The sequence below is a fragment of the Streptomyces sp. CNB091 genome (assembly GCF_000377965.1).
Genome location: NZ_KB898999.1, coordinates 247,720 through 266,401 on the forward strand (window position 1 = coordinate 247,720; position 18,682 = coordinate 266,401).

Consider the following 18,682-nt stretch of genomic DNA (forward strand, 5'->3'; position numbering starts at 1 on the left):
TGGCTGACTCGCGCACGATTACCGACCTTGGGTCACGGGCAGACGTCGGGGTATGGGCTGGACGCACGACTTCACTGACGAAGCACGCAACCGCCGCTCCACCGCGTCAGCCGGTGTGAGCACTCATGAGGGGGGCGGCCCCCGGGGCCGGGTGCACGATGTGCATGACCTTCACCGTTCCCGCCTCGGGATTCCGCGCATCCTCCGCCGTCGGGCCCGCTGGGTCTCGGCACGGCTCCGACACCCCCGTAACTGACGACCCGCCGACCGCACCCGCCGGGAACGGCCCTCAGAGGGCGCAGCCCTGGCTGTCGACCTGCTGGTTGGCCTCACGGCCGATCTCGATGTCCTCGCGGATCTCGTCGGCCGTCAGCGCGTAGCCGGTCTCCGGGTCGTCGAGCGACTTGGCGAACACCACTCCGTACACCTTTCCGTCCGGAGTGAGCAGCGGGCCGCCCGAGTTGCCCTGGCGCACCGTCGCGTAGAGCGAGTACACATCGCGGCGCACCGTGCCCCGGTGGTAGATGTCCGGGCCGTCGGGGTCGATGCGGGCGCGGACGCGGGCCGAGCGCACGTCGTACGCGCCGTTCTCGGGGAAGCCCGCGACGATCGCGCTGTCGCCGGTCTCCGCGTCGTCGTCCGGGCCGGTGAACTGCAGTGGCCTGGCCCGGAGATCGGGGACGTCCAGGACCGCGATGTCGCGCTGCCAGTCGTAGAGGACGACCTTCGCGTCGTACAGCCGGCCTTCGCCGCCGATCTGCACGGTGGGCTCCTCCACGCCGCCGACCACATGGGCGTTGGTCATCACCCGGCGCTCGGAGAAGACGAAGCCGGTGCCTTCGAGGACCTTGCCGCAGCTCGGGGCGGTGCCCACGACCTTGACGATCGACTTCTTGGCGCGGGCGGCCACCGGGCTGCCCACGAGGGCCGGGTCCGGGGCCTTGACCTCGGTGATCGGCTCGTTGGCGAACGGGCTGAAGACCTGCGGGAAGCCGTTCTGCGCGAGGACGGAGGAGAAGTCCTGGAACCAGCTGGGCGCCTGCTTCGGCATCACCCGGTCGACCCCCAGCAGCACCGAGGAGCTGCGGACCTCCTTGCCGAGGGTCGGCAGCGAGGTGCCCGCCAGGAGCAGGCCGATCATCCAGGCCACCAGCAGCATGGCCACCACATTGACCAGGGCGCCTCCGGTGGCGTCCAGGGCGCGCGCGGGCGACCACGTGATGTACCGGCGGAGCCGGTTGCCCAGGTGGGTGGTGAAGGCCTGGCCGACCGAGGCGCAGACGATCACGATGACGACCGCGCCGATGGCGACGGCGGTGGAGACCTCGGCGTCCTCGGTCAACCGGTCCCAGATGACCGGCAGCAGGTAGACGGCGACGAGACCGCCCCCGAGGAAGCCGATCACCGACAGGACGCCGACGACGAAACCCTGGCGATAGCCGATGACCGCGAACCACACGGCAGCCAGCAGCAGCAGGATGTCCAGCACGTTCACCGTCTGTAGCCTCGCAGATTCGTCACCTGGCCCGTCGGTGGTGACGGGGTCCGGGCCGGGCCCGGAACAGCGCAGCAGGACAGCCAGCGTGTCATGCGCGCCAGTCGAGCGGCACCTGTCTGGCCCTGTCCCAGGGGCGTTCCCATCCCGCGTAATGCACAATCCGGTCGATCACTCCGGCGGTGAAACCCCAGACCAGGGCCGATTCGACCAGGAACGCCGGGCCGCTGTGCCCGCTCGGGTGGATGGCCGTGGCCCGGTTCGCGGGGTCCGTGAGATCCGCCACGGGGACCGTGAAGACCCGGGCCGTCTCGGCCGGATCGACCACCCCGACCGGGCTGGGCGCGCGCCACCAGCCGAGCACGGGCGTCACGACGAAACCGCTGACCGGGATGTAGAGACGGGGCAGCACACCGAAGAGCTGTACGCCCCGGGGGTCGAGCCCGGTCTCCTCCTCGGCCTCGCGCAGCGCCGCCCGCAGGGGCCCGGTGGTGGCCTGGTCACCGTCCTCGGGATCCAGCGCGCCGCCGGGGAAGGACGGCTGCCCGGCGTGGGAGCGCAGGGTCCCGGCACGCTCCATCAGCAGCAGCTCGGGCCCGCGCTTCCCCTCGCCGAACAGGACCAGGACGGCGGACTGCCGGCCCGCCCCGCTCTCGGGCGGCAGGAAGCGGCTGAGCTGCTGCGGCTGGACGCTGCGCGCGGCCGCCGCGACGGGGTCGAGCCAGGCGGGCAGGCCGTCCGTGGTGACGGCGACGGCCGGGTCGGGAACACGGCCGCCACCGCTGTGACCCGGCCCCTCGGCGAGGTCGTTCCCGGCGTGCGTCGTGCCGTGTGTGTGCGTGTGCGTCACGTGCGTGTGCGTCATGTGCGTGTGCGTCATAGGCACCCCCGTCGATTCACAACGCCTGTCATCGGCCATTTCGTTCCGAGCCGTTCCGTCCTGAGGGGTGAAGGTGCGGGGGGCCGTGCGCGGGGCGTCGCCCTCACCCCGCCCCGAGCGCGGGCGCGGGCTTTCCCGGGTAGTCGGCGGGCGGGCTGAGCCGCTGGCCCGGATAGCCGCCCATCTCGTACTTGAGGAGCTTCCCGGCCTTCTCCGGATCGGTCTCGCCCTCTCCGTACGAAGGACAGAGCGGGGCGATGGGGCAGGCGCCGCAGGCTGGCCTGCGGGCGTGGCAGATCCGGCGGCCGTGGAACACCACCCGGTGCGAGAGCATCGTCCACTCGCTCTTGGGGAAGATCCCGGCGACGACCGCCTCGACCTTCACCGGGTCCTCCTCGTCGGTCCACTTCCAGCGCCGCACCAGACGCCCGAAGTGCGTGTCGACGGTGATGCCGGGGACGCCGAAGGCGTTGCCCAGGACCACGTTGGCGGTCTTGCGGCCGACGCCGGGCAGCTTCACCAGGTCCTCCAGGCGCCCCGGGACCTCGCCGCCGAACTCGTCCCGGAGGGCGGCCGAGAGGCCGAGCAGCGACTTGGTCTTCGCCCGGAAGAACCCGGTCGGCCGGATGATCTCCTCCATCTCCTCCGGCACGGCCGCCGCCATGTCCTCGGGGGTGGGGTAGGCGGCGAAGAGCGCCGGGGTGGTCTGGTTGACCCTCAGATCCGTGGTCTGGGCGGAGAGGACCGTGGCGACGAGAAGCTCGAACGGGTTACGGAAGTCCAGCTCGGGATGGGCGTACGGATAGACCTCGGCCAGCTCGCGGTTGATCCGGCGGGCCCGGCGGACCATCGCGAGGTGCGACTCCGCCTTCGGCGCCTTGCGCGCCGTGGCTGGCTTAGCCGTGGCAGCCGTCCGCGCCGTGGCAGCTGTGGTCGTGGCAGCCTCGCGCACCGTGGCAGGCTTGGCCTTTTGGTCGGATTCGCCAGATCTGACAGATTTGCCGGGTTGGGTGGGTTGGGCAGGCGTTGACGATGACGACGATGACACTGCGGACCTCCTGGCCGACTTCCGGAGCGGCTCCCCCGGCTCTCCGGGGGAGCCGTGCACCCCTCCGAGGGAGCCATTCGCGGCATTCTTCGGGGACGGCCAGGACTGTTCGCCCACAGCGGAATCGCCGCCCTTCAAGGCCGCGCCGGCCCCCTCGGCCTGCGCTCTCCCCGGCGTTCTGGACACCCGGCCAGCCTAGAGCCAGGCACCGACAACCACCGCCGTCACGGCATATCCACCCCCGATCGGCCCCCTGCCGTAGGGTCCGGCACGCCCGTGCGTCAAACTGGTTTGTGATTGATCGCACTGTTTTACCGTCCGGCATGATGGGGACCACGGTTCCCTGAACAGGCCGACAAGGAGAGAACTCGTGGACGACGTTCTGCGGCGCGCCCCGCTTTTCGCGGCGCTCGATGATGAGCAGGCCGCGGAGCTCCGCGCCTCGATGAGTGAGGTGACCCTCGCGCGCGGAGACGCGCTGTTCCACGAGGGCGACCAGGGAGACCGCCTGTACGTGGTCACCGAGGGCAAGGTGAAGCTCCACCGCACCTCGCCCGACGGGCGCGAGAACATGCTGGCCGTGCTCGGCCCCGGCGAGCTGATCGGGGAGCTGTCGCTCTTCGACCCGGGCCCCCGTACGGCGACCGCCTCCGCGCTGACCGAGGTCAAGCTCCTGGGCCTCGGCCACGGCGACCTGCAGCCCTGGCTGAACGTCCGGCCCGAGGTGGCCACCGCGCTGCTGCGCGCGGTCGCCCGTCGGCTGCGCAAGACCAACGATCAGATGTCCGACCTGGTCTTCTCCGATGTGCCGGGCCGTGTCGCCCGCGCCCTCCTGGACCTGTCGCGCCGCTTCGGCGTCCAGTCCGAGGAAGGCATCCACGTCGTGCACGACCTCACCCAGGAGGAGCTGGCCCAGCTGGTCGGCGCCTCCCGCGAGACGGTCAACAAGGCGCTCGCGGACTTCGCCGGCCGCGGCTGGCTGCGCCTGGAGGCCCGTGCGGTCATCCTGCTGGACGTGGAACGGCTGGCGAAGCGTTCGCGCTGACCCCGTTTCCGTACGCGAAGGGCCCCACCGACCGGGCAGGTGTCGGAGTACGCACCGACCGGGGCGACACGTACCGGAGTACGCACTCCGGTACGTCCGTCGGCGGGGCCCTTCGCCGCGCGGGCCCTTCGCCGCGCGGACCCTTCCCCGCGCGGGGGCCCGGTCAGCTCTGGATCAGCCCGTGCTCGGTCAGATACTCCAGCTGCGCCCGCACCGACAGCTCGGCGGCCGGCCACAGGGAGCGGTCCACGTCGGCGTACACCGTCGCCACCACCTCCGACGGCGTACGGTGCCCGGCCTCCACCGCCGTCTCCACCTGGGCGAGCCGGTGCGCGCGGTGGGCCAGGTAGAACTCCACCGCCCCCTGCGCGTCCTCCAGCACCGGGCCGTGGCCCGGCAGCACCGTGTGGACGCCGTCGTCGACCGTCAGCGACCGCAGCCGCCTGAGCGAGTCCAGGTAGTCGCCGAGCCGCCCGTCCGGGTGCGCGACCACCGTCGTGCCGCGGCCGAGGATCGTGTCGCCCGTCAGCACCGCCCGGTCGGCGGGCAGATGGAAGGAGAGCGAGTCCGCCGTGTGCCCGGGCGTCGGGACGACCCGCAGCTCCAGGCCGCCGGTGGTGATCACGTCGCCCGCCGCGAGGCCCTCGTCGCCCAGCCGCAGCGCGGCGTCCAGGGCTCGCACCTTCGTCCCCGTCAGCTCCGCGAACCGGCCCGCGCCCTCCGCGTGGTCGGGGTGGCCATGGGTGAGCAGCGTGAGGCCCACGCGCCGCCCGGACCGCTCCACCGCCCCGATCACGGCCCGCAGGTGTACGTCGTCGAGCGGCCCGGGATCGATGACGACCGCGAGGTCGGAGTCGGGCTCGGCCACGATCCAGGTGTTCGTCCCGTCGAGCGTCATCGCGGACGGGTTGGGCGCGAGGATGTTGACCGTGCGGGTGGTCGCGGGGCCGGAGGCCACGGTTCCGCGCGGCTGTCCGGGCAGTGCTGCCGCGTCGCTCACGCTCCACCGCCCGCCGGGCCGGCCGTGGGTACGTGTTTGGTGAACTCGTCGTGCCCCGGCCAGCTCAGCACCAGTTCGCCGCCCTCCAGACGGGCCTGCGCGAGGACCGGGGCCATGTCCTGTCCGTCGGCAGCCCCGAGGGCCTCCGCGGCCGTCCTGTACGGCGCGAGGGCCCGCAGCGTGGTCACGGTGGGCGGCATCATCAGCAGCTCGCCGCGGTCGTAGCGGCGGGCCGCGTCGGCGGGGGCGATCCACACCGTGCGGTCGGCCTCGGTGGAGACGTCCCGGGTGCGCTGCCCCTCGGGGAGCGCGGCGACGAAGAACCAGGTGTCGTACCGGCGCGGTTCGAATTCCGGCGTGATCCAGCGCGCCCAGGCGCCCAGCAGGTCCGAGCGCAGCACCAGGCCCCGCCGGTCCAGGAACTCCGCGAAGGACAGCTCCCTGGCGACCAGCGCCTCCCGGTCGGCCTCCCAGTCGTCCCCGGTCGTGTCGCCGACCACGGTGCCCGCGGTCGGCCCGGCGAGGAGGACGCCCGCCTCCTCGAACGTCTCGCGCACCGCCGCGCAGACGACGGCCTGCGCCTCGGCGACCGTCGCCACGCCGAGCCGGGCGGCCCACTGCTCCAGCGGGGGCCCGGCCCACCCGATCAGCCGGTCGTCGTCGCGCGGATCGACCCCGCCACCCGGATAGGCGTACGCGCCCCCGGCGAAGGCCATGGAGGTCCGGCGGCGAAGCATGTGCACGACAGGGCCACCGGGCGCGCCGCCCGTCCCGCCCGGAGCGCCGCCCGTGCCGCCCGTCCCGCCCGTCTCGGGCCCGCCCGGATCGCGGAGCAGCATCACGGTGGCGGCCCGCCGGGGAGTCACGGCCATCAGCTCACCGGCGGCGAGGGCCCGGATCCGGTCGGGCCATTCCGGGGGGTACCACTGACCTTGGGACATGGCCGGAGGCTATCCGGAACCGCGCCGATGTTCGAGGGTTCCGTGATCGTCGCGGTGACCAGGCACGCCCCGCCCCCCGCTTGACGTGCCCCGTCCCCGCCCGACATGCCCCGTACACGCGCGACACGCCCCGTACGCGGACGATCCGCCCCGTACGCGGACGATCCCGCCCGGTCGCGAGGACCGGACGGGATCGAAGGGCAGGGCGAGAAGGGATTCTCAGGCGTCGTCGAGCTCCACCTGGACCTCGACCTCGACCGGTGCGTCCAGCGGCAGCACGGCGACGCCCACGGCGCTGCGGGCGTGCACGCCCTTGTCGCCGAGGACCGCGCCCAGCAGTTCGCTGGCGCCGTTGATCACGGCGGGCTGGCCGGTGAAGTCGGAGGCCGAGGCGACGAAGCCCACGACCTTCACGACGCGCTTGATCCGGTCCAGATCGCCGGCGACCGACTTCACGGCGGCCAGGGCGTTGAGCGCGCAGGTCTTCGCGAGCTCCTTCGCCTCGTCCGGCGTGACCTCGGCGCCGACCTTGCCGGTGACGGCGAGCTTGCCGTCCACCATCGGCAGCTGGCCCGAGGTGTACACGTACGCCCCGGACCGCACGGCCGGCTGGTACGAGGCCAGCGGCGGCACGACGGCGGGCAGGGTCAGGCCGAGCTCGGCGAGCCGCGCCTCGACGGCGCCCGCCACTACGCCTTCTCCCGCTTCAGGTAGGCCACGAGCTGCTCGGGGTTGTTCGGGCCGGGAACGACCTGGACCAGCTCCCAGCCGTCCTCGCCCCAGGTGTCCAGAATCTGCTTGGTCGCGTGCACGAGAAGCGGCACGGTCGCGTATTCCCACTTGGTCATGGGCCCGACTGTAACGCCTGGCATGTACGGTCCCGTGCGTAGCCCGGGGCCGGACTGGTTAGGCTCGAATACGTGAGCAGGTTCCAGGTCGTCAGCGGCAAGGGCGGCACCGGTAAGACCACGGTCGCCGCCGCCCTCGCGCTCGCCCTCGCGACCGAGGGCAGGCGCACCCTCCTCGTCGAGGTCGAGGGCAGACAGGGCATCGCCCAGCTCTTCGGTTCCGAGGCGCTCCCCTACGAGGAGCGCAAGATCGCCGTCGCGCCGGGCGGCGGCGAGGTGTACGCGCTGGCGATCGACGCCGAACGCGCGCTCCTCGACTACCTCCAGATGTTCTACAAGCTCGGCAGCGCCGGCCGGGCGCTGAAGAAGCTCGGCGCGATCGACTTCGCCACCACCATCGCGCCCGGCGTCCGGGACGTCCTGCTGACCGGCAAGGCGTGCGAAGCCGTACGCCGCAAGGACAAGCAGGGCCGGTTCGTCTACGACCACGTGATCATGGACGCCCCGCCGACCGGCCGGATCACCCGCTTCCTGAACGTCAACGACGAGGTCGCCGGGCTGGCCCGGATCGGCCCCATACACAACCAGGCCCAGGCCGTGATGCGGGTCCTGAAGTCCCCGCAGACCGCGGTCCACCTGGTGACCCTCCTGGAGGAGATGCCGGTCCAGGAGACCGCGGACGGCATCGCCGAGCTGCGCGCCGCCGAACTGCCCGTGGGCAGCGTCTACGTGAACATGGTCCGCCCGCATCTGCTCGACGAGGACGCCCTGCGCACCGCCGCGGGCGGCCGCCGCAAGGAGATCGCCAAGGCGCTGACCCGGGCCGGAGTGACCGGTTCCGCGGCGCTCGTACGGCCCCTGGTCGAGCAGGCGGCCGAGCACGCCGAGCGGGTCGGCCTGGAGCGGGAGCAGCGCGCGGTGCTGGCCGGCCTCGGCCTGCCGACGGCGGAGCTCCCGCTGATCGGCGACGGGGTGGACCTCGCCGCGCTGCACGACCTGGCCACGGAGCTCCGTAAGCAGGGCGCGGGGGAAGAGGGAGAGGCATGACGGCGAACACAGCCGGTGGGGGCCGGCCCGTGGCGGGGCTGGACACGGACGCGCTGCTGGACGACCCGGGCATCCGGATCGTCGTGTGCTGCGGCTCCGGCGGGGTCGGCAAGACCACGACCGCCGCCGCCCTGGGCGTACGGGCCGCCGAGCGCGGCCGGAAGGCCGTCGTCCTCACCATCGACCCGGCCCGCCGGCTCGCCCAGTCCATGGGCATCGACCGGCTGGACAACGTGCCGAGGCGGGTCGACGGCATCGACGGCCAGGGCGAACTGCACGCCATGATGCTGGACATGAAGCGGACCTTCGACGAGACCGTCGAGGCCCACGCGGACCCCGAACGGGCCAGGGCGATCCTGGAGAATCCCTTCTACCAGTCCCTGTCGGCCGGGTTCGCCGGTACGCAGGAGTACATGGCGATGGAGAAGCTCGGGCAGTTGCGGGCGCGCGACGAGTGGGACCTGATCATCGTCGACACCCCTCCCTCGCGCTCCGCGCTGGACTTCCTGGACGCGCCGAAGCGGCTCGGATCGTTCCTCGACGGGAAGTTCATCCGGCTGCTGATGGCGCCCGCGAAGGTGGGCGGCCGGGCCGGGATGAAGTTCCTCAATGTCGGCATGTCGATGATGAGCGGAACGCTGGGCAAGCTGCTCGGGGGTCAGTTCCTGCGGGACGTCCAGACGTTCGTCGCCGCGATGGACACCATGTTCGGCGGCTTCCGCAGCCGCGCGGACGCCACGTACAAGCTGCTCCAGGCGCCCGGCACGGCCTTTCTCGTGGTGGCGACGCCGGAGCAGGACGCGCTGCGCGAGGCGGCCTATTTCGTGGAGCGGCTGGCCGCCGAGAAGATGCCGCTGGCCGGTCTGGTCCTCAACCGCGTGCACGGCAGCGAGGCTTGGCGGCTCTCCGCCGAGCAGGCACTGGCCGCCGCGGAAAATCTTGACGACACCCGCATTGTGGATCAGCGGGCCGGGAAAGCTGGCCTTGGTGACCAGGAAGCCCCCGACCCGGCGGTCATCGCTTCCGGACCGACCGAGCCGCCCCTCTCCCCCGAGGCCGGGCAGGCGTCCGGCCCCGAGCCCGCAGCCGAGCACCAGGACACGACGGAGAACGAGCCGCCCCAAGAGAACATCGCGACATCCGCGAACACCCCTGACGACGCGACGAGCCCCGCGGACGCGCCCGGCTCTGCTGACGCGACCGCCGACGCTGACGCGACCGCCGACGAGGCCGTGGGCGTCGAGGAACTGACGGCGGGTCTGCTGCGTCTGCACGCCGAGCGCATGCAGGTCGTCGCCCGCGAGCACCGCACCCGCGACCGCTTCACCGCGCTGCACCCCGAGGTGCCGGTGACGGCCGTGGCAGCGCTGCCCGGCGACGTACACGACCTGAACGGCCTCCGGGCCATCGGCGACCGCCTGGCGGACGGTTCCACCCCGACCCCTGCCGGAGCGGCGTAGACCCCCTGACCCCTGCCGGAGCGCCGTAGACACCCCGACCGACCTCTGCCGGAGCGGCGCTACACACCACCCACCGGGCCTGATGGCATACACAGGCCGACTGAGCCGTGCCGACGCCTACCCGACGGCCGCGTACGTCTCGTGCAGCTGCTCCTCGTCCTCCAGCCCCATGACCCCCGGCAGAACACCGGTGGACCGCTCGTACTCGCTGCGCGCGGTCTCCAGCAGTCGGCGCCAGGACGTGACGGTGGGCCGGCGCCGCAGCAGTGCGCGGCGCTCCCTCTCCGTCATTCCACCCCACACGCCGAATTCGACGCGATGGTCGAGCGCATCGGCCAGGCACTCGGTCCGCACCGGACATCCGGTGCACACCGCCTTGGCCCTGTTCTGCGCTGCCCCTTGTACGAATAGTTCATCCGGATCGGTAGTGCGGCAGGCTGCCTGCGCACTCCAGTCGGTTACCCAGCCCATCCCGGCGCCGTCCTCTCCCGAATCGAGGCTCCCCCACGGCGGTAACGGCATATTCACCGCTGCCAGTTGAGGACGTTACGGAAGGTGGGGACAGCACAACACCCCCTTCGGGCCCAATCTTGAATGGTCCGAACGGACTATGCGTATGCGGCAGATCACCCAGGGGAGTGACCCGAGGACATGCGCGACTATCTCCGCGAAAAGGGGACAGTGCATTCAAATCGCAAGGGACTTCTCGCGACATACGGGGCGAATTCGGGTGCACCTCGATGGTCACGTGAAGAGCGATGCGGTTGCTCATCCGCCGGGTGAAGAATGACCAGAAGATGCGCATGGGGTTGCAGGGGGCTTGATACGGAACCGGTCTGCTGTGACAGTTGGGAGCAGCTTAGGCCAAGGCCTCTCCGTCTGTCCGGCGAATGAGAACGTAGGCGGTCCGCGCCCGCGCGCCCGCGCCGCGAAGCCCGACACGCTCTCACCCGTGAGGCAGGGGCCCGACCCGTTCGGACGTCACGGCGGGCCCGTCCGGACGCCACGGCGCACCCGTCCGGATGTCACGGTCCGGTACCCGAACGCTCCGATAGGCCCCTGCTCCTGCGACACGTTCATCACTACGGATTAGGCTGCCCCCTATGCCAAAGAAGCGCTCGGGCGGGGGTCTCACCACGACCCAGCAGGCCGCCAAGTTCCTCGGTGTCGCCGCGCTCTCCGGAGCTGTCCTGGCAGGCATCGCGCTGCCCGCAGCCGGAGCGCTGGGGCTCGCCGCCAAGGGGACGGTCGAAGGATTCGACGAGATCCCCTCCAACCTCAAAACTCCACCGCTCAGTCAGCGGACCACGATCCAGGACCGCGACGGCGGCACCATCGCCACGGTCTACTCCCGCGACCGCACGGTCGTCCCGCTCAAGGACATCTCGCCGTACATGCAGGACGCGATCATCGCGATCGAGGACTCCCGCTTCTACGAGCACGGCGCGGTCGACCTCAAGGGCATCCTCCGCGCGATGAACCGCAACGTGCAGGCGGGCGGGGCGGCGCAGGGCGCGTCGACCCTCACCCAGCAGTACGTGAAGAACGTCTTCGTCGAGGAGGCGGGCGACGACCCGGAGAAGGTCGCCGAGGCCACGCAGCAGACGCTCGGCCGCAAGGTCCGCGAGCTGAAGTACGCGATCCAGGTCGAGGAGGAGCTCGGCAAGAAGAAGATCCTGGAGAACTACCTCAACATCACGTTCTTCGGCCAGCAGGCGTACGGCGTCGAGGCCGCCTCCCAGCGTTACTTCTCCAAGCGCGCCAAGGACCTCAAGCTGGAGGAGGCCGCGCTGCTCGCCGGACTCGTGCAGTCGCCGAGCCGCTACGACCCGGTCAACGACTCGGAGGAAGCGACCAAGCGCCGCAACATCGTGCTGGCACGGATGGCCGCGGTCAAGACCATCTCGCAGGCCGAAGCCGACAAGGCGATGAAGTCGCCCATCAAGCTGAAGGTCTCCCGGCCGAAGAACGGCTGCATCACCGCCGTCAGCGGCTCCGGCTTCTTCTGCGACTACGTCCGCAAGACGATCCTCACCGACCCCGCCTTCGGCAAGACCGACGAGGACCGGGCCAAGCTCTGGAACCTCGGCGGTCTGACCATCCGGACCACGCTGGACCCGCGCGCCCAGAAGGCCGCCAACGAGGCCGCCACCGCGAGGGTCAACAAGGACGACAAGTTCGCGGCGTCCGTGGTGCAGGTCCGGCCGGGCAAGGGCGAGATCCTCTCCATGGGCCAGTCCCGCCCGTACGGCCTGGACCAGAAGCAGAACGAGACCGTGCTCAACCTCGCCGTCAGCAACAAGATGGGCGGCAGCACGTACGGATTCCAGGTCGGCTCCACGTTCAAGCCGTTCACCGCCGCGGCGGCGCTGGAGAAGGGCATCAGTCCGGCCACGACGTTCACGACGGACTGGAAGCTGACGGTGAAGGAACAGGACTTCCGGAACTGCGCCGGCTCCCCGGCCGGTTACGATGACTGGGATCTCGTGAACGAGCTGAAGTCCGAAAAGGGCACGTGGGACATGACGAGCGCGCTCGGCAAGTCCATCAACACCTACTTCGCGCTGCTGGAGCAGAAGGCCGGCCTCTGCGAGACCGTGGAGATGGCCAAGAAGCTCGGCTACGAGCGCGGCGACGGCAAGAAGATCGACGAGTACCCCTCGATCACCCTCGGCGGCGAGGTGAGCACCCCGCTCTCCATGGCCGGTGCCTACGCCGCGTTCGCCAACCGGGGCACGTACTGCACGCCGATCGCCATCAAGTCCATCAAGGACCCGCAGGGCAAGAAGGTCCCCGTCCCGAAGACGTCCTGCTCGCGGGCGATGAGCGAGAAGACCGCGGACACGATCAACCAGATGCTCAAGGGCGTCGTGGAGGACGGCACCGGTACGCAGGCCGGACTCAGCGACCGGGACAACGCGGGCAAGACCGGTACGACCAACGACCGCAAGGACGCCTGGTTCGTCGGGTACACGCCGAACCTCTCCACCGCGGTGTGGGTCGGTGACGACGTCGGCGACAAGAGCTCGATGTTCGGTGTCACCATCGGCGGCCAGTACTACGACAAGGTCTGCGGCGGCTGCCTGCCCGGTCCGATCTGGCGCATCGCGATGACCGGAGCCCTGGACGCGGCGGAGACTCCCGGGTTCAACCAGGTCGCCGTCCCCCGGGGCAAGGAGAAGAAGGACAAGGAGAAGGGCGACCGGGACCGGGATCGCAACCGCGACGACGAGGACCGCGACGACGCCAAGCCCGACGACGACGGCAACCGGTTCCCCGGCATCGAACTCCCGGACGGCGTGATCGGCGGACCGGGCGGCGGCGGTGGCGGCGGGCGAGGCCAGAACGGCCCCTGACCCGTATCCGTATCCCTGTCTCCCGCACTCGTACAGACAGGAAAAGGGTGGGCGCCCCGGTCGAGGACCGGGGCGCCCACCCTTTTCTCCGTCTTCTCCGTCTTCTCCGCGTGTGCCTCAGCCGGCGAGGAGCTTTTTCACCGCGGCGGCGACCCGGCCGCCCTCGGCGAGCCCGGCGACCTTCGGGTTGACGATCTTCATGACGGCGCCCATCGCACGCGGCCCCTCGGCCCCGGCGGCCTTCGCCTCCTCGACGGCGGACGCCACGATCGCGTTCAGCTCGTAGTCGGAGAGCTGCTGGGGCAGATAGCCGTCGAGGAGCTCGCCCTCCGCCTTCTCCCGCTCGGCCTGCTCGGTCCGGCCGCCCTGGGCGAAGGCCTCGGCCGCCTCACGGCGCTTCTTCGCCTCCTTGGCGATCACCTTCTGCACCTCGTCGTCGGAGAGCTCGCGCGCCGACGTGCCGCTGACCTCTTCCTTGGTGATCGCGGTGAGGGTGAGCCGAAGGGTGGACGAGGTCAGCTCGTCACGCGCCTTCATGGCCGTGTGGAGGTCTTCCTTGAGCTTGGACTTGAGCGTGGTCATGCCGCGATTGTGACAGGTACGGGGCCGGAGCCGCCCACCGGTTTTCCGGCCGCCCCACCGGTTTTCCGCTCACGGTTCCGCTTCTGCGACGATGGGCACATGCGCGCACGCTACGGAGTACCCCTGAAAGTCACGGCAGTCGGCGCGGCGGTCGGCGCCGCCGGACTCGCCTATGCCGCCGGGTTCGAGGCCCGCTCGTTCCGCCTGCGACGAGTCACCGTTCCCGTACTCCCGCCCGGGGCGCGTCCGTTGCGCGTGCTCCAGGTCTCCGACATCCACATGGTGAGCGGCCAGGGCAAGAAGCGCGCCTGGCTCCAGTCGCTCGCCGGCCTGCGCCCCGACTTCGTCGTGAACACCGGCGACAACCTCTCCGATCCGAAGGCCGTGCCCGAGGTGCTCGACGCGCTCGGCCCGCTGATGGAGTTCCCGGGGGTGTACGTCTTCGGCTCCAACGACTACTACGGCCCCAAGCTCCGCAACCCCGCCCGCTACCTCCTGGAGAAGGCCCGGGGCAAGCACGGCCTCAACGGCAACGCCCCCGCGGTCGGCGTCGTCCACAACCCGTGGGAGCCGATGCGTGACGCCTTCGACGAGGCGGGCTGGCTGAACCTGTCGAACACGCGGGGCCGGCTCAAGCTCGACGGCCTGGAGCTGGCGTTCACCGGTCTGGACGACCCGCACATCAAGCGGGACCGTTACGCCGAGGTCCAGGGCGGCCCCGTGAGCGGCGCCGACCTCTCCATCGGCGTGGTCCACGCCCCGTACCTGCGCTCCCTGGACGCCTTCACGGCCGACGGCTACCCCCTGATCCTGGCGGGCCACACGCACGGCGGACAGCTGTGCATCCCGTTCTACGGGGCGCTGGTCACCAACTGCGACCTGGACACCGACCGGGTCAAGGGCCTGTCCAGCCACACGGTCGGCGACCGGCGCGCCTACCTCCACGTCTCCGCGGGCTGCGGCACCAACCGCTACACCCCGGTCCGCTTCGCCTGCCCGCCCGAGGTCACCCTGCTGACGCTGACGCCGAAGGCCTGAGCGGGCGCGGGGCGGGGCGGGCCCACAGCGCGCGACGGACGCGGGGGCAGCGCGCGACGGACGCGGGGCGGGGGTAGGACGGGACCAGGGCACGCGAGGCGGGGCCGGGGCGGGACCAGCGCGCACGGGGCGGGTCCAGGGCGCTGACGCCGAGGCGTCGGCGGGTCCAGGGCGCTGACGCGCCGAGGCGTCCGAGCGAGGGGCACGCACGGCGGGCGGACGAATCGCGGGGGTCTTCCCACCCGCTTACGGTACGAATCATGACCCCGCCCCGGACCGCCCTGCTCCCCCGCCCCCGGGCGGCAGAGGTGCTCCCGGTCCCCCCAGCGCCCCGCCGCCCCTGGGCCACGGCCCTGCGCGCAAGCGCGTGCGGGGCGGCGGCCACGGGCCCGGTCATCGCCCTGGCGACCGGCTACGCGTCACCGACGCTGATCCACTTCACGGTCCTGTCGAACCTCCTGATCGCGGGCGCCTTCGGCTGGTCGGCCGTACGTTCCTGGCGGGGCGGGCCACCGCTGTCGCCGAGGCTGTCGGGCGGGGTGCTTCTGCTCGCCGCGGTCACCGCCCTGATGTACCACCTGGTGCTGGTGAACCACGGCGGCTCCCCGATGAGCGCCTCCCGCGCCGGTCCGGACACGGGGGCCGACTGGTCCACCACCGCGAGCCTCCTGCTCCACACGGTGACCCCCTCGGCCGTCGCCGCGGACTGGCTCCTGCTGACCGCCCCCCGCACGCTGCGCCTGGCCCACATCCCCCTCTGGCTGTCCGCCCCCGCGGCCTACCTGGCCCTCGTCCTGACCCGCGGAGCCCTGCTCTCCCCCGACGCCCCGGCCCGCTACCCGTACCCGTTCCTCGAGGTCGACACGTACGGCTACGCCGGGACCTTCATCCAGGCCATCGCCCTCGGCCTCCTCTTCGCCGCCCTGGGCGTCCTGATCACCACCGCGGACCACCTACGGCCGAACGTGGCGGGGCGGTTCCAGCACCGGAGAAACCGGATTTCGCCTCCGGCCGCCGGTGGGCTAAAGTAATCGATGTCGCCGGGAGTCCGGTGGACATCGGGGTGTAGCGCAGCTTGGCAGCGCGCTTCGTTCGGGACGAAGAGGTCGTGGGTTCAAATCCCGCCACCCCGACAGCTGAAACACCAGGTCAGGGGCCTGATCCACTTAGTGGATCAGGCCCCTGAGTGGTTTCCGGGGGCGTCTTGGGAGCCGTTTGGGAGCCAATCTCGGAACCCGGCTCCCATCGGCTCCCGAAGTGGTTCGGCGTTTCGATGATTCGGCGAGACAGCTCCCGGGGGCGGTCCCGTCCGCGTACGCTCTGGGCGTCCGACGCACCGCGCCGGGCGCACGAGGGGGCACCGTGGATCATCTGTTCACCGTCGACGGCCGGACGGCCACGCCGATATCGCGCACCGGGCTCGCCGCCGAGAGCCTGCTGGAGCGACAGCACCTCCAGGAGTGGGTGATCGCCCATCCTCAGGTGCTCGGGGAGTCGGTGCTCGTGATCACCTCCGAGTACGACCGGTGGGCCGACACCGACGGAGTGCCGGCCCGCGACCGGCTGGACGTGCTCGGACTGGATGCGACCGGGCGCCTCGTGGTGGTGGAGCTGAAGCGAGGGACGGCCGACCGGGATGTACACCTTCAGGCGATCACCTACGCCGCTCTGGTGTCCCGGTTCGACCTCGACACCCTCACCCAGGCGCACCGTGGCTTCCTGTCGCGTAGAGGGCAAGCCCTCGACATCGACGCGTGCAGGCAGCTCCTGCTCGACCACGTGGACGGGGAGTGGAGCCCGGAACTGCTCCAGCGTCCCCGGCAGGTGATCATCGCCGCCGACTTCCCCAAGCAGGTCACCCACTCCGTCGTCTGGCTTTCGGAAATGGGTATCGACATTGACCTCGTCCAGGTCGGCCTGTGGCGGGTGGAAGGACACCTCGTCGCCGGGTTCACCAAGGTCTATCCGACCCCGGAGGTCGAGGAGTTCACGCTTGCCCCAGCCCGGGTCGAAGGCGAGGCGGCGGCCAAGAAGCTGCAGGAACGCTCACGCTCGCGCAACGCCGTGCACGTCCTCGTCGGCGCGGGCCTGCTGCCGGACGGAACCAGGCTCCGGATGACGCCGCGTCACGGCGTGCCGGAACCCATCCGCAACGCCATCCACGCGTGGGTGGAAGAGGACATCAGCCGAGCAACGGTCACCTGGAACAACAACACCGCCAAGCCACTGATCTGGGACGCCGATGACGCGTCCTATTCACCAACCGGGCTCGCCAACCACATCTTCACGAGCGTGACAGGTCGCACCGCCGACGGCATACAGGGAACGACGTGGTGGGACGTCGACACCAACCATGTGCCCGCCGATGTCGACCCCGAAGAATGGGCCACCCTGGCGGGGATCGACCTCACAGGTCTGGCCAGGCAGCTCAACGGCACCCGCAAGGACTGGACGGTGCTGCACACCCTGCTGGGCGCCGTCCCCGCCGGACGGTGGACCACTTACGGAGACGTAGCCGCGGTGATCGGCAGCCATGCCGTCCCGGTCGGCACCCATCTGGCCGCCTGCGGCCAATGCCCCAACCCCTGGCGCGTGCTCAATGCGGCAGGACGCGTCAGCCAAGGCTTCCAGTGGCCCGATCAGACGCGTACGGACACGCCTACAGACGTCCTGATCGCCGAGGGTGTCCGTTTCAACAGGGATGTCGCCGATCCGGAAACGCGCCTGCGTCGGGACGCCCTCCGGCAAGTGCTCGACAACTAAGAGAGCCCCCGGGCTGCTGTGTTGTGACTAGTGCAGGGTGCCGCTCCTGTTCACTACCCAATGCCGCGGTCCGGGCTGCACCAAGGCTCGCGCATTCGTCGGGCGGCATCGGGAGATGTTACAGAAAACTGAGCTGTTGGGCCGGCCGTGTCGTCGCCGATCAGGCAGCGGTGGAGCCATTCGGCGAAGCTCCACGACGACGTGCCTTCCTGCGGCGGTGGAGCACAACACCGGCCTGGTCCTGGCCCAGCTCGACGTCGGCGAGAAGACCAGCGAGACCACCTGCTTCCAGCTGCTGCTGGCTTCCGTCGCCGACCTGGCCGGGACGGTCGTCACCAGCGACGCACTGCACACCCAGCGCGAGCCCGCCGGCTACCTTCTGGGCCGCCGGGCCCATTACATCGCCATCGTCAGGGCAATCAGAAGAAACTGCGCAAGCAGCTGAAGTCCCTTCCCTGGAAGGGCATCCCGCTCCAAGGCCGCACGCGCGACTGCGGCCACGGCCGCGTGGAGAACCACCGAATCAAGGTCGCCATCGTGATCAGCCTGCTCTTTCTCGGCGCCTGCCAGGCCGTCCAAGTCAAGCGCCGCCGCACCGACCGCAAGAACGGCAAGACCATCACCACCGTCTACGCGGTGACCAGCCTGACCGCGGAACAGGCCGCCCCCGCCCGGCTCGCTCAGCTGGTCCGGGACCGCTGGAAGATCGAGCCTTCGCCGAGGACGCCTCCCAACTGCGGACAGGCAATGCACCCCAGGGCGGCGTCAAGGGCATGGCCGTCGGCCTTCGCCGCAACGCACGCAACGCCTGCCGACTCCTCGCGTTCCTCGGCCTCACATAATCACAAACCGGACGCTATCCAGTTTCTGCCAAAGCCCTGGGTCGACGGCTGAGGGTCATCTACTCTGTCGTCATGGCATGCAGGGTATGTGGACTTGATGGGCACAACAATCGCACATGTCCGGGTGAACACCCCACGTGTCCGAACTGTGGTAGGCCGACAGCCAACATGAGCGACTATTCCGAGCGACACGACAGCGATTACTGCTCCCCGTTTACCTCCTCCGATTGCTGGGGTGCCGCGCGGTGACAGCGCTTGTATGTACAGGGTGTGACGACCCCGTCGAGAACGCGACTGACTGGGACGACGAGTCTCAGATGTGCAGCGCTTGTTTTGA

The 18,682-nt window shown here is 70.6% G+C and carries 19 protein-coding genes and 1 tRNA gene; 11 read left to right on the forward strand and 9 right to left on the reverse strand.

The window, feature by feature from the left end; all coding sequences use genetic code 11:
* The first annotated feature begins 52 nt into the window (after positions 1-52).
* On the forward strand, positions 53-256 hold the full coding sequence (locus tag D581_RS1000000142175) for a hypothetical protein (RefSeq protein WP_073740733.1): 204 nt from the start codon (positions 53-55) through the stop codon (positions 254-256).
* 33 nt (positions 257-289) lie between these two features.
* Here D581_RS1000000142175 and D581_RS0119260 read toward each other — a convergent pair whose 3' ends face one another.
* The 3 genes from D581_RS0119260 to nth all read right to left on the reverse strand — a co-directional run bounded on the left by D581_RS0119260 (position 290) and on the right by nth (position 3,327).
* A complete protein-coding gene (locus D581_RS0119260) occupies positions 290-1,495 on the reverse strand; it encodes a MarP family serine protease (protein WP_018958848.1) in 1,206 nt (401 codons plus the stop codon).
* A gap of 91 nt (positions 1,496-1,586) precedes the next feature.
* A complete protein-coding gene (locus tag D581_RS0119265; protein ID WP_051114611.1) occupies positions 1,587-2,360 on the reverse strand; it encodes an NUDIX hydrolase in 774 nt (257 codons plus the stop codon).
* Between the two features lie 118 nt (positions 2,361-2,478).
* Positions 2,479-3,327: an endonuclease III gene (gene nth / locus D581_RS0119270; protein WP_486585853.1), complete on the reverse strand. Its 849-nt coding sequence runs from the start codon at positions 3,325-3,327 to the stop codon at positions 2,479-2,481.
* Positions 3,328-3,793: 466 nt separating this feature from the next.
* On the opposite strand from nth, the gene D581_RS0119275 reads away from it, so the two are divergent.
* On the forward strand, positions 3,794-4,468 hold the full coding sequence (locus D581_RS0119275; RefSeq protein WP_018958851.1) for a Crp/Fnr family transcriptional regulator: 675 nt from the start codon (positions 3,794-3,796) through the stop codon (positions 4,466-4,468).
* A 163-nt stretch (positions 4,469-4,631) separates the two neighbouring features.
* Here D581_RS0119275 and D581_RS0119280 read toward each other — a convergent pair whose 3' ends face one another.
* From D581_RS0119280 to sp36, 4 genes are all read right to left on the reverse strand, one after another.
* The gene (locus D581_RS0119280; protein ID WP_026290688.1) at positions 4,632-5,468 is read right to left on the reverse strand and encodes an MBL fold metallo-hydrolase; all 837 of its coding nucleotides are present in this window, start codon (positions 5,466-5,468) and stop codon (positions 4,632-4,634) included.
* A complete protein-coding gene (locus tag D581_RS0119285) occupies positions 5,465-6,409 on the reverse strand; it encodes an NUDIX hydrolase (RefSeq protein WP_018958853.1) in 945 nt (314 codons plus the stop codon). The genes D581_RS0119280 and D581_RS0119285 overlap by 4 nt, the downstream gene beginning before the upstream one ends.
* A gap of 219 nt (positions 6,410-6,628) precedes the next feature.
* A complete protein-coding gene (locus tag D581_RS0119290) occupies positions 6,629-7,099 on the reverse strand; it encodes a RidA family protein (RefSeq protein ID WP_018958854.1) in 471 nt (156 codons plus the stop codon).
* Positions 7,099-7,257 (reverse strand): Sp36 family protein, encoded by a 159-nt coding sequence (gene sp36 / locus D581_RS1000000140820; protein ID WP_003967454.1) that lies wholly within the window; start codon positions 7,255-7,257, stop codon positions 7,099-7,101. The genes D581_RS0119290 and sp36 overlap by 1 nt, the downstream gene beginning before the upstream one ends.
* A gap of 72 nt (positions 7,258-7,329) precedes the next feature.
* Between sp36 and bagA the strand changes: the two genes are divergently transcribed.
* Both bagA and bagB read left to right on the forward strand, forming a co-directional pair.
* Positions 7,330-8,304 carry an ATPase BagA gene (gene bagA / locus D581_RS0119300; protein WP_018958855.1) on the forward strand — a complete coding sequence of 325 codons (975 nt, stop codon included), beginning with the start codon at positions 7,330-7,332 and terminating at the stop codon, positions 8,302-8,304.
* A complete protein-coding gene (bagB, locus tag D581_RS0119305) occupies positions 8,301-9,764 on the forward strand; it encodes an ATPase BagB (RefSeq protein WP_018958856.1) in 1,464 nt (487 codons plus the stop codon). Before bagA ends, bagB begins: the two co-directional genes overlap by 4 nt.
* A 117-nt stretch (positions 9,765-9,881) precedes the next feature.
* Here the strand turns inward: bagB and D581_RS0119310 are convergent, their stop codons facing one another.
* A complete protein-coding gene (locus D581_RS0119310) occupies positions 9,882-10,235 on the reverse strand; it encodes a WhiB family transcriptional regulator (protein ID WP_018958857.1) in 354 nt (117 codons plus the stop codon).
* Between the two features lie 632 nt (positions 10,236-10,867).
* On the opposite strand from D581_RS0119310, the gene D581_RS0119315 reads away from it, so the two are divergent.
* On the forward strand, positions 10,868-13,120 hold the full coding sequence (locus D581_RS0119315) for a transglycosylase domain-containing protein (protein WP_018958858.1): 2,253 nt from the start codon (positions 10,868-10,870) through the stop codon (positions 13,118-13,120).
* A 117-nt stretch (positions 13,121-13,237) separates the two neighbouring features.
* On the opposite strand, the gene D581_RS0119320 is transcribed toward D581_RS0119315, so the two are convergent.
* Positions 13,238-13,702, reverse strand: coding sequence for a GatB/YqeY domain-containing protein (locus D581_RS0119320; protein WP_018958859.1), 465 nt, complete (start codon positions 13,700-13,702; stop codon positions 13,238-13,240).
* Between the two features lie 99 nt (positions 13,703-13,801).
* On the opposite strand from D581_RS0119320, the gene D581_RS0119325 reads away from it, so the two are divergent.
* The 6 genes from D581_RS0119325 to D581_RS1000000142185 all read left to right on the forward strand — a co-directional run bounded on the left by D581_RS0119325 (position 13,802) and on the right by D581_RS1000000142185 (position 18,397).
* The gene (locus D581_RS0119325; RefSeq protein WP_018958860.1) at positions 13,802-14,740 is read left to right on the forward strand and encodes a metallophosphoesterase; all 939 of its coding nucleotides are present in this window, start codon (positions 13,802-13,804) and stop codon (positions 14,738-14,740) included.
* 260 nt (positions 14,741-15,000) lie between these two features.
* Positions 15,001-15,771: a Pr6Pr family membrane protein gene (locus tag D581_RS0119330; RefSeq protein ID WP_026290690.1), complete on the forward strand. Its 771-nt coding sequence runs from the start codon at positions 15,001-15,003 to the stop codon at positions 15,769-15,771.
* 28 nt (positions 15,772-15,799) lie between these two features.
* Positions 15,800-15,873 (forward strand) — tRNA-Pro (locus tag D581_RS0119335).
* Between the two features lie 229 nt (positions 15,874-16,102).
* Complete coding sequence (locus D581_RS0119340) at positions 16,103-17,503, forward strand: MGMT family protein (protein ID WP_018958861.1); 1,401 nt, start codon at positions 16,103-16,105, stop codon at positions 17,501-17,503.
* A 217-nt stretch (positions 17,504-17,720) separates the two neighbouring features.
* Positions 17,721-17,948, forward strand: a complete 228-nt coding sequence (locus D581_RS1000000142180) for a hypothetical protein (RefSeq protein WP_469225321.1) — start codon at positions 17,721-17,723, stop codon at positions 17,946-17,948.
* A 92-nt stretch (positions 17,949-18,040) separates the two neighbouring features.
* Complete coding sequence (locus D581_RS1000000142185; protein ID WP_469225322.1) at positions 18,041-18,397, forward strand: hypothetical protein; 357 nt, start codon at positions 18,041-18,043, stop codon at positions 18,395-18,397.
* The last annotated feature ends 285 nt before the right edge of the window (positions 18,398-18,682 follow it).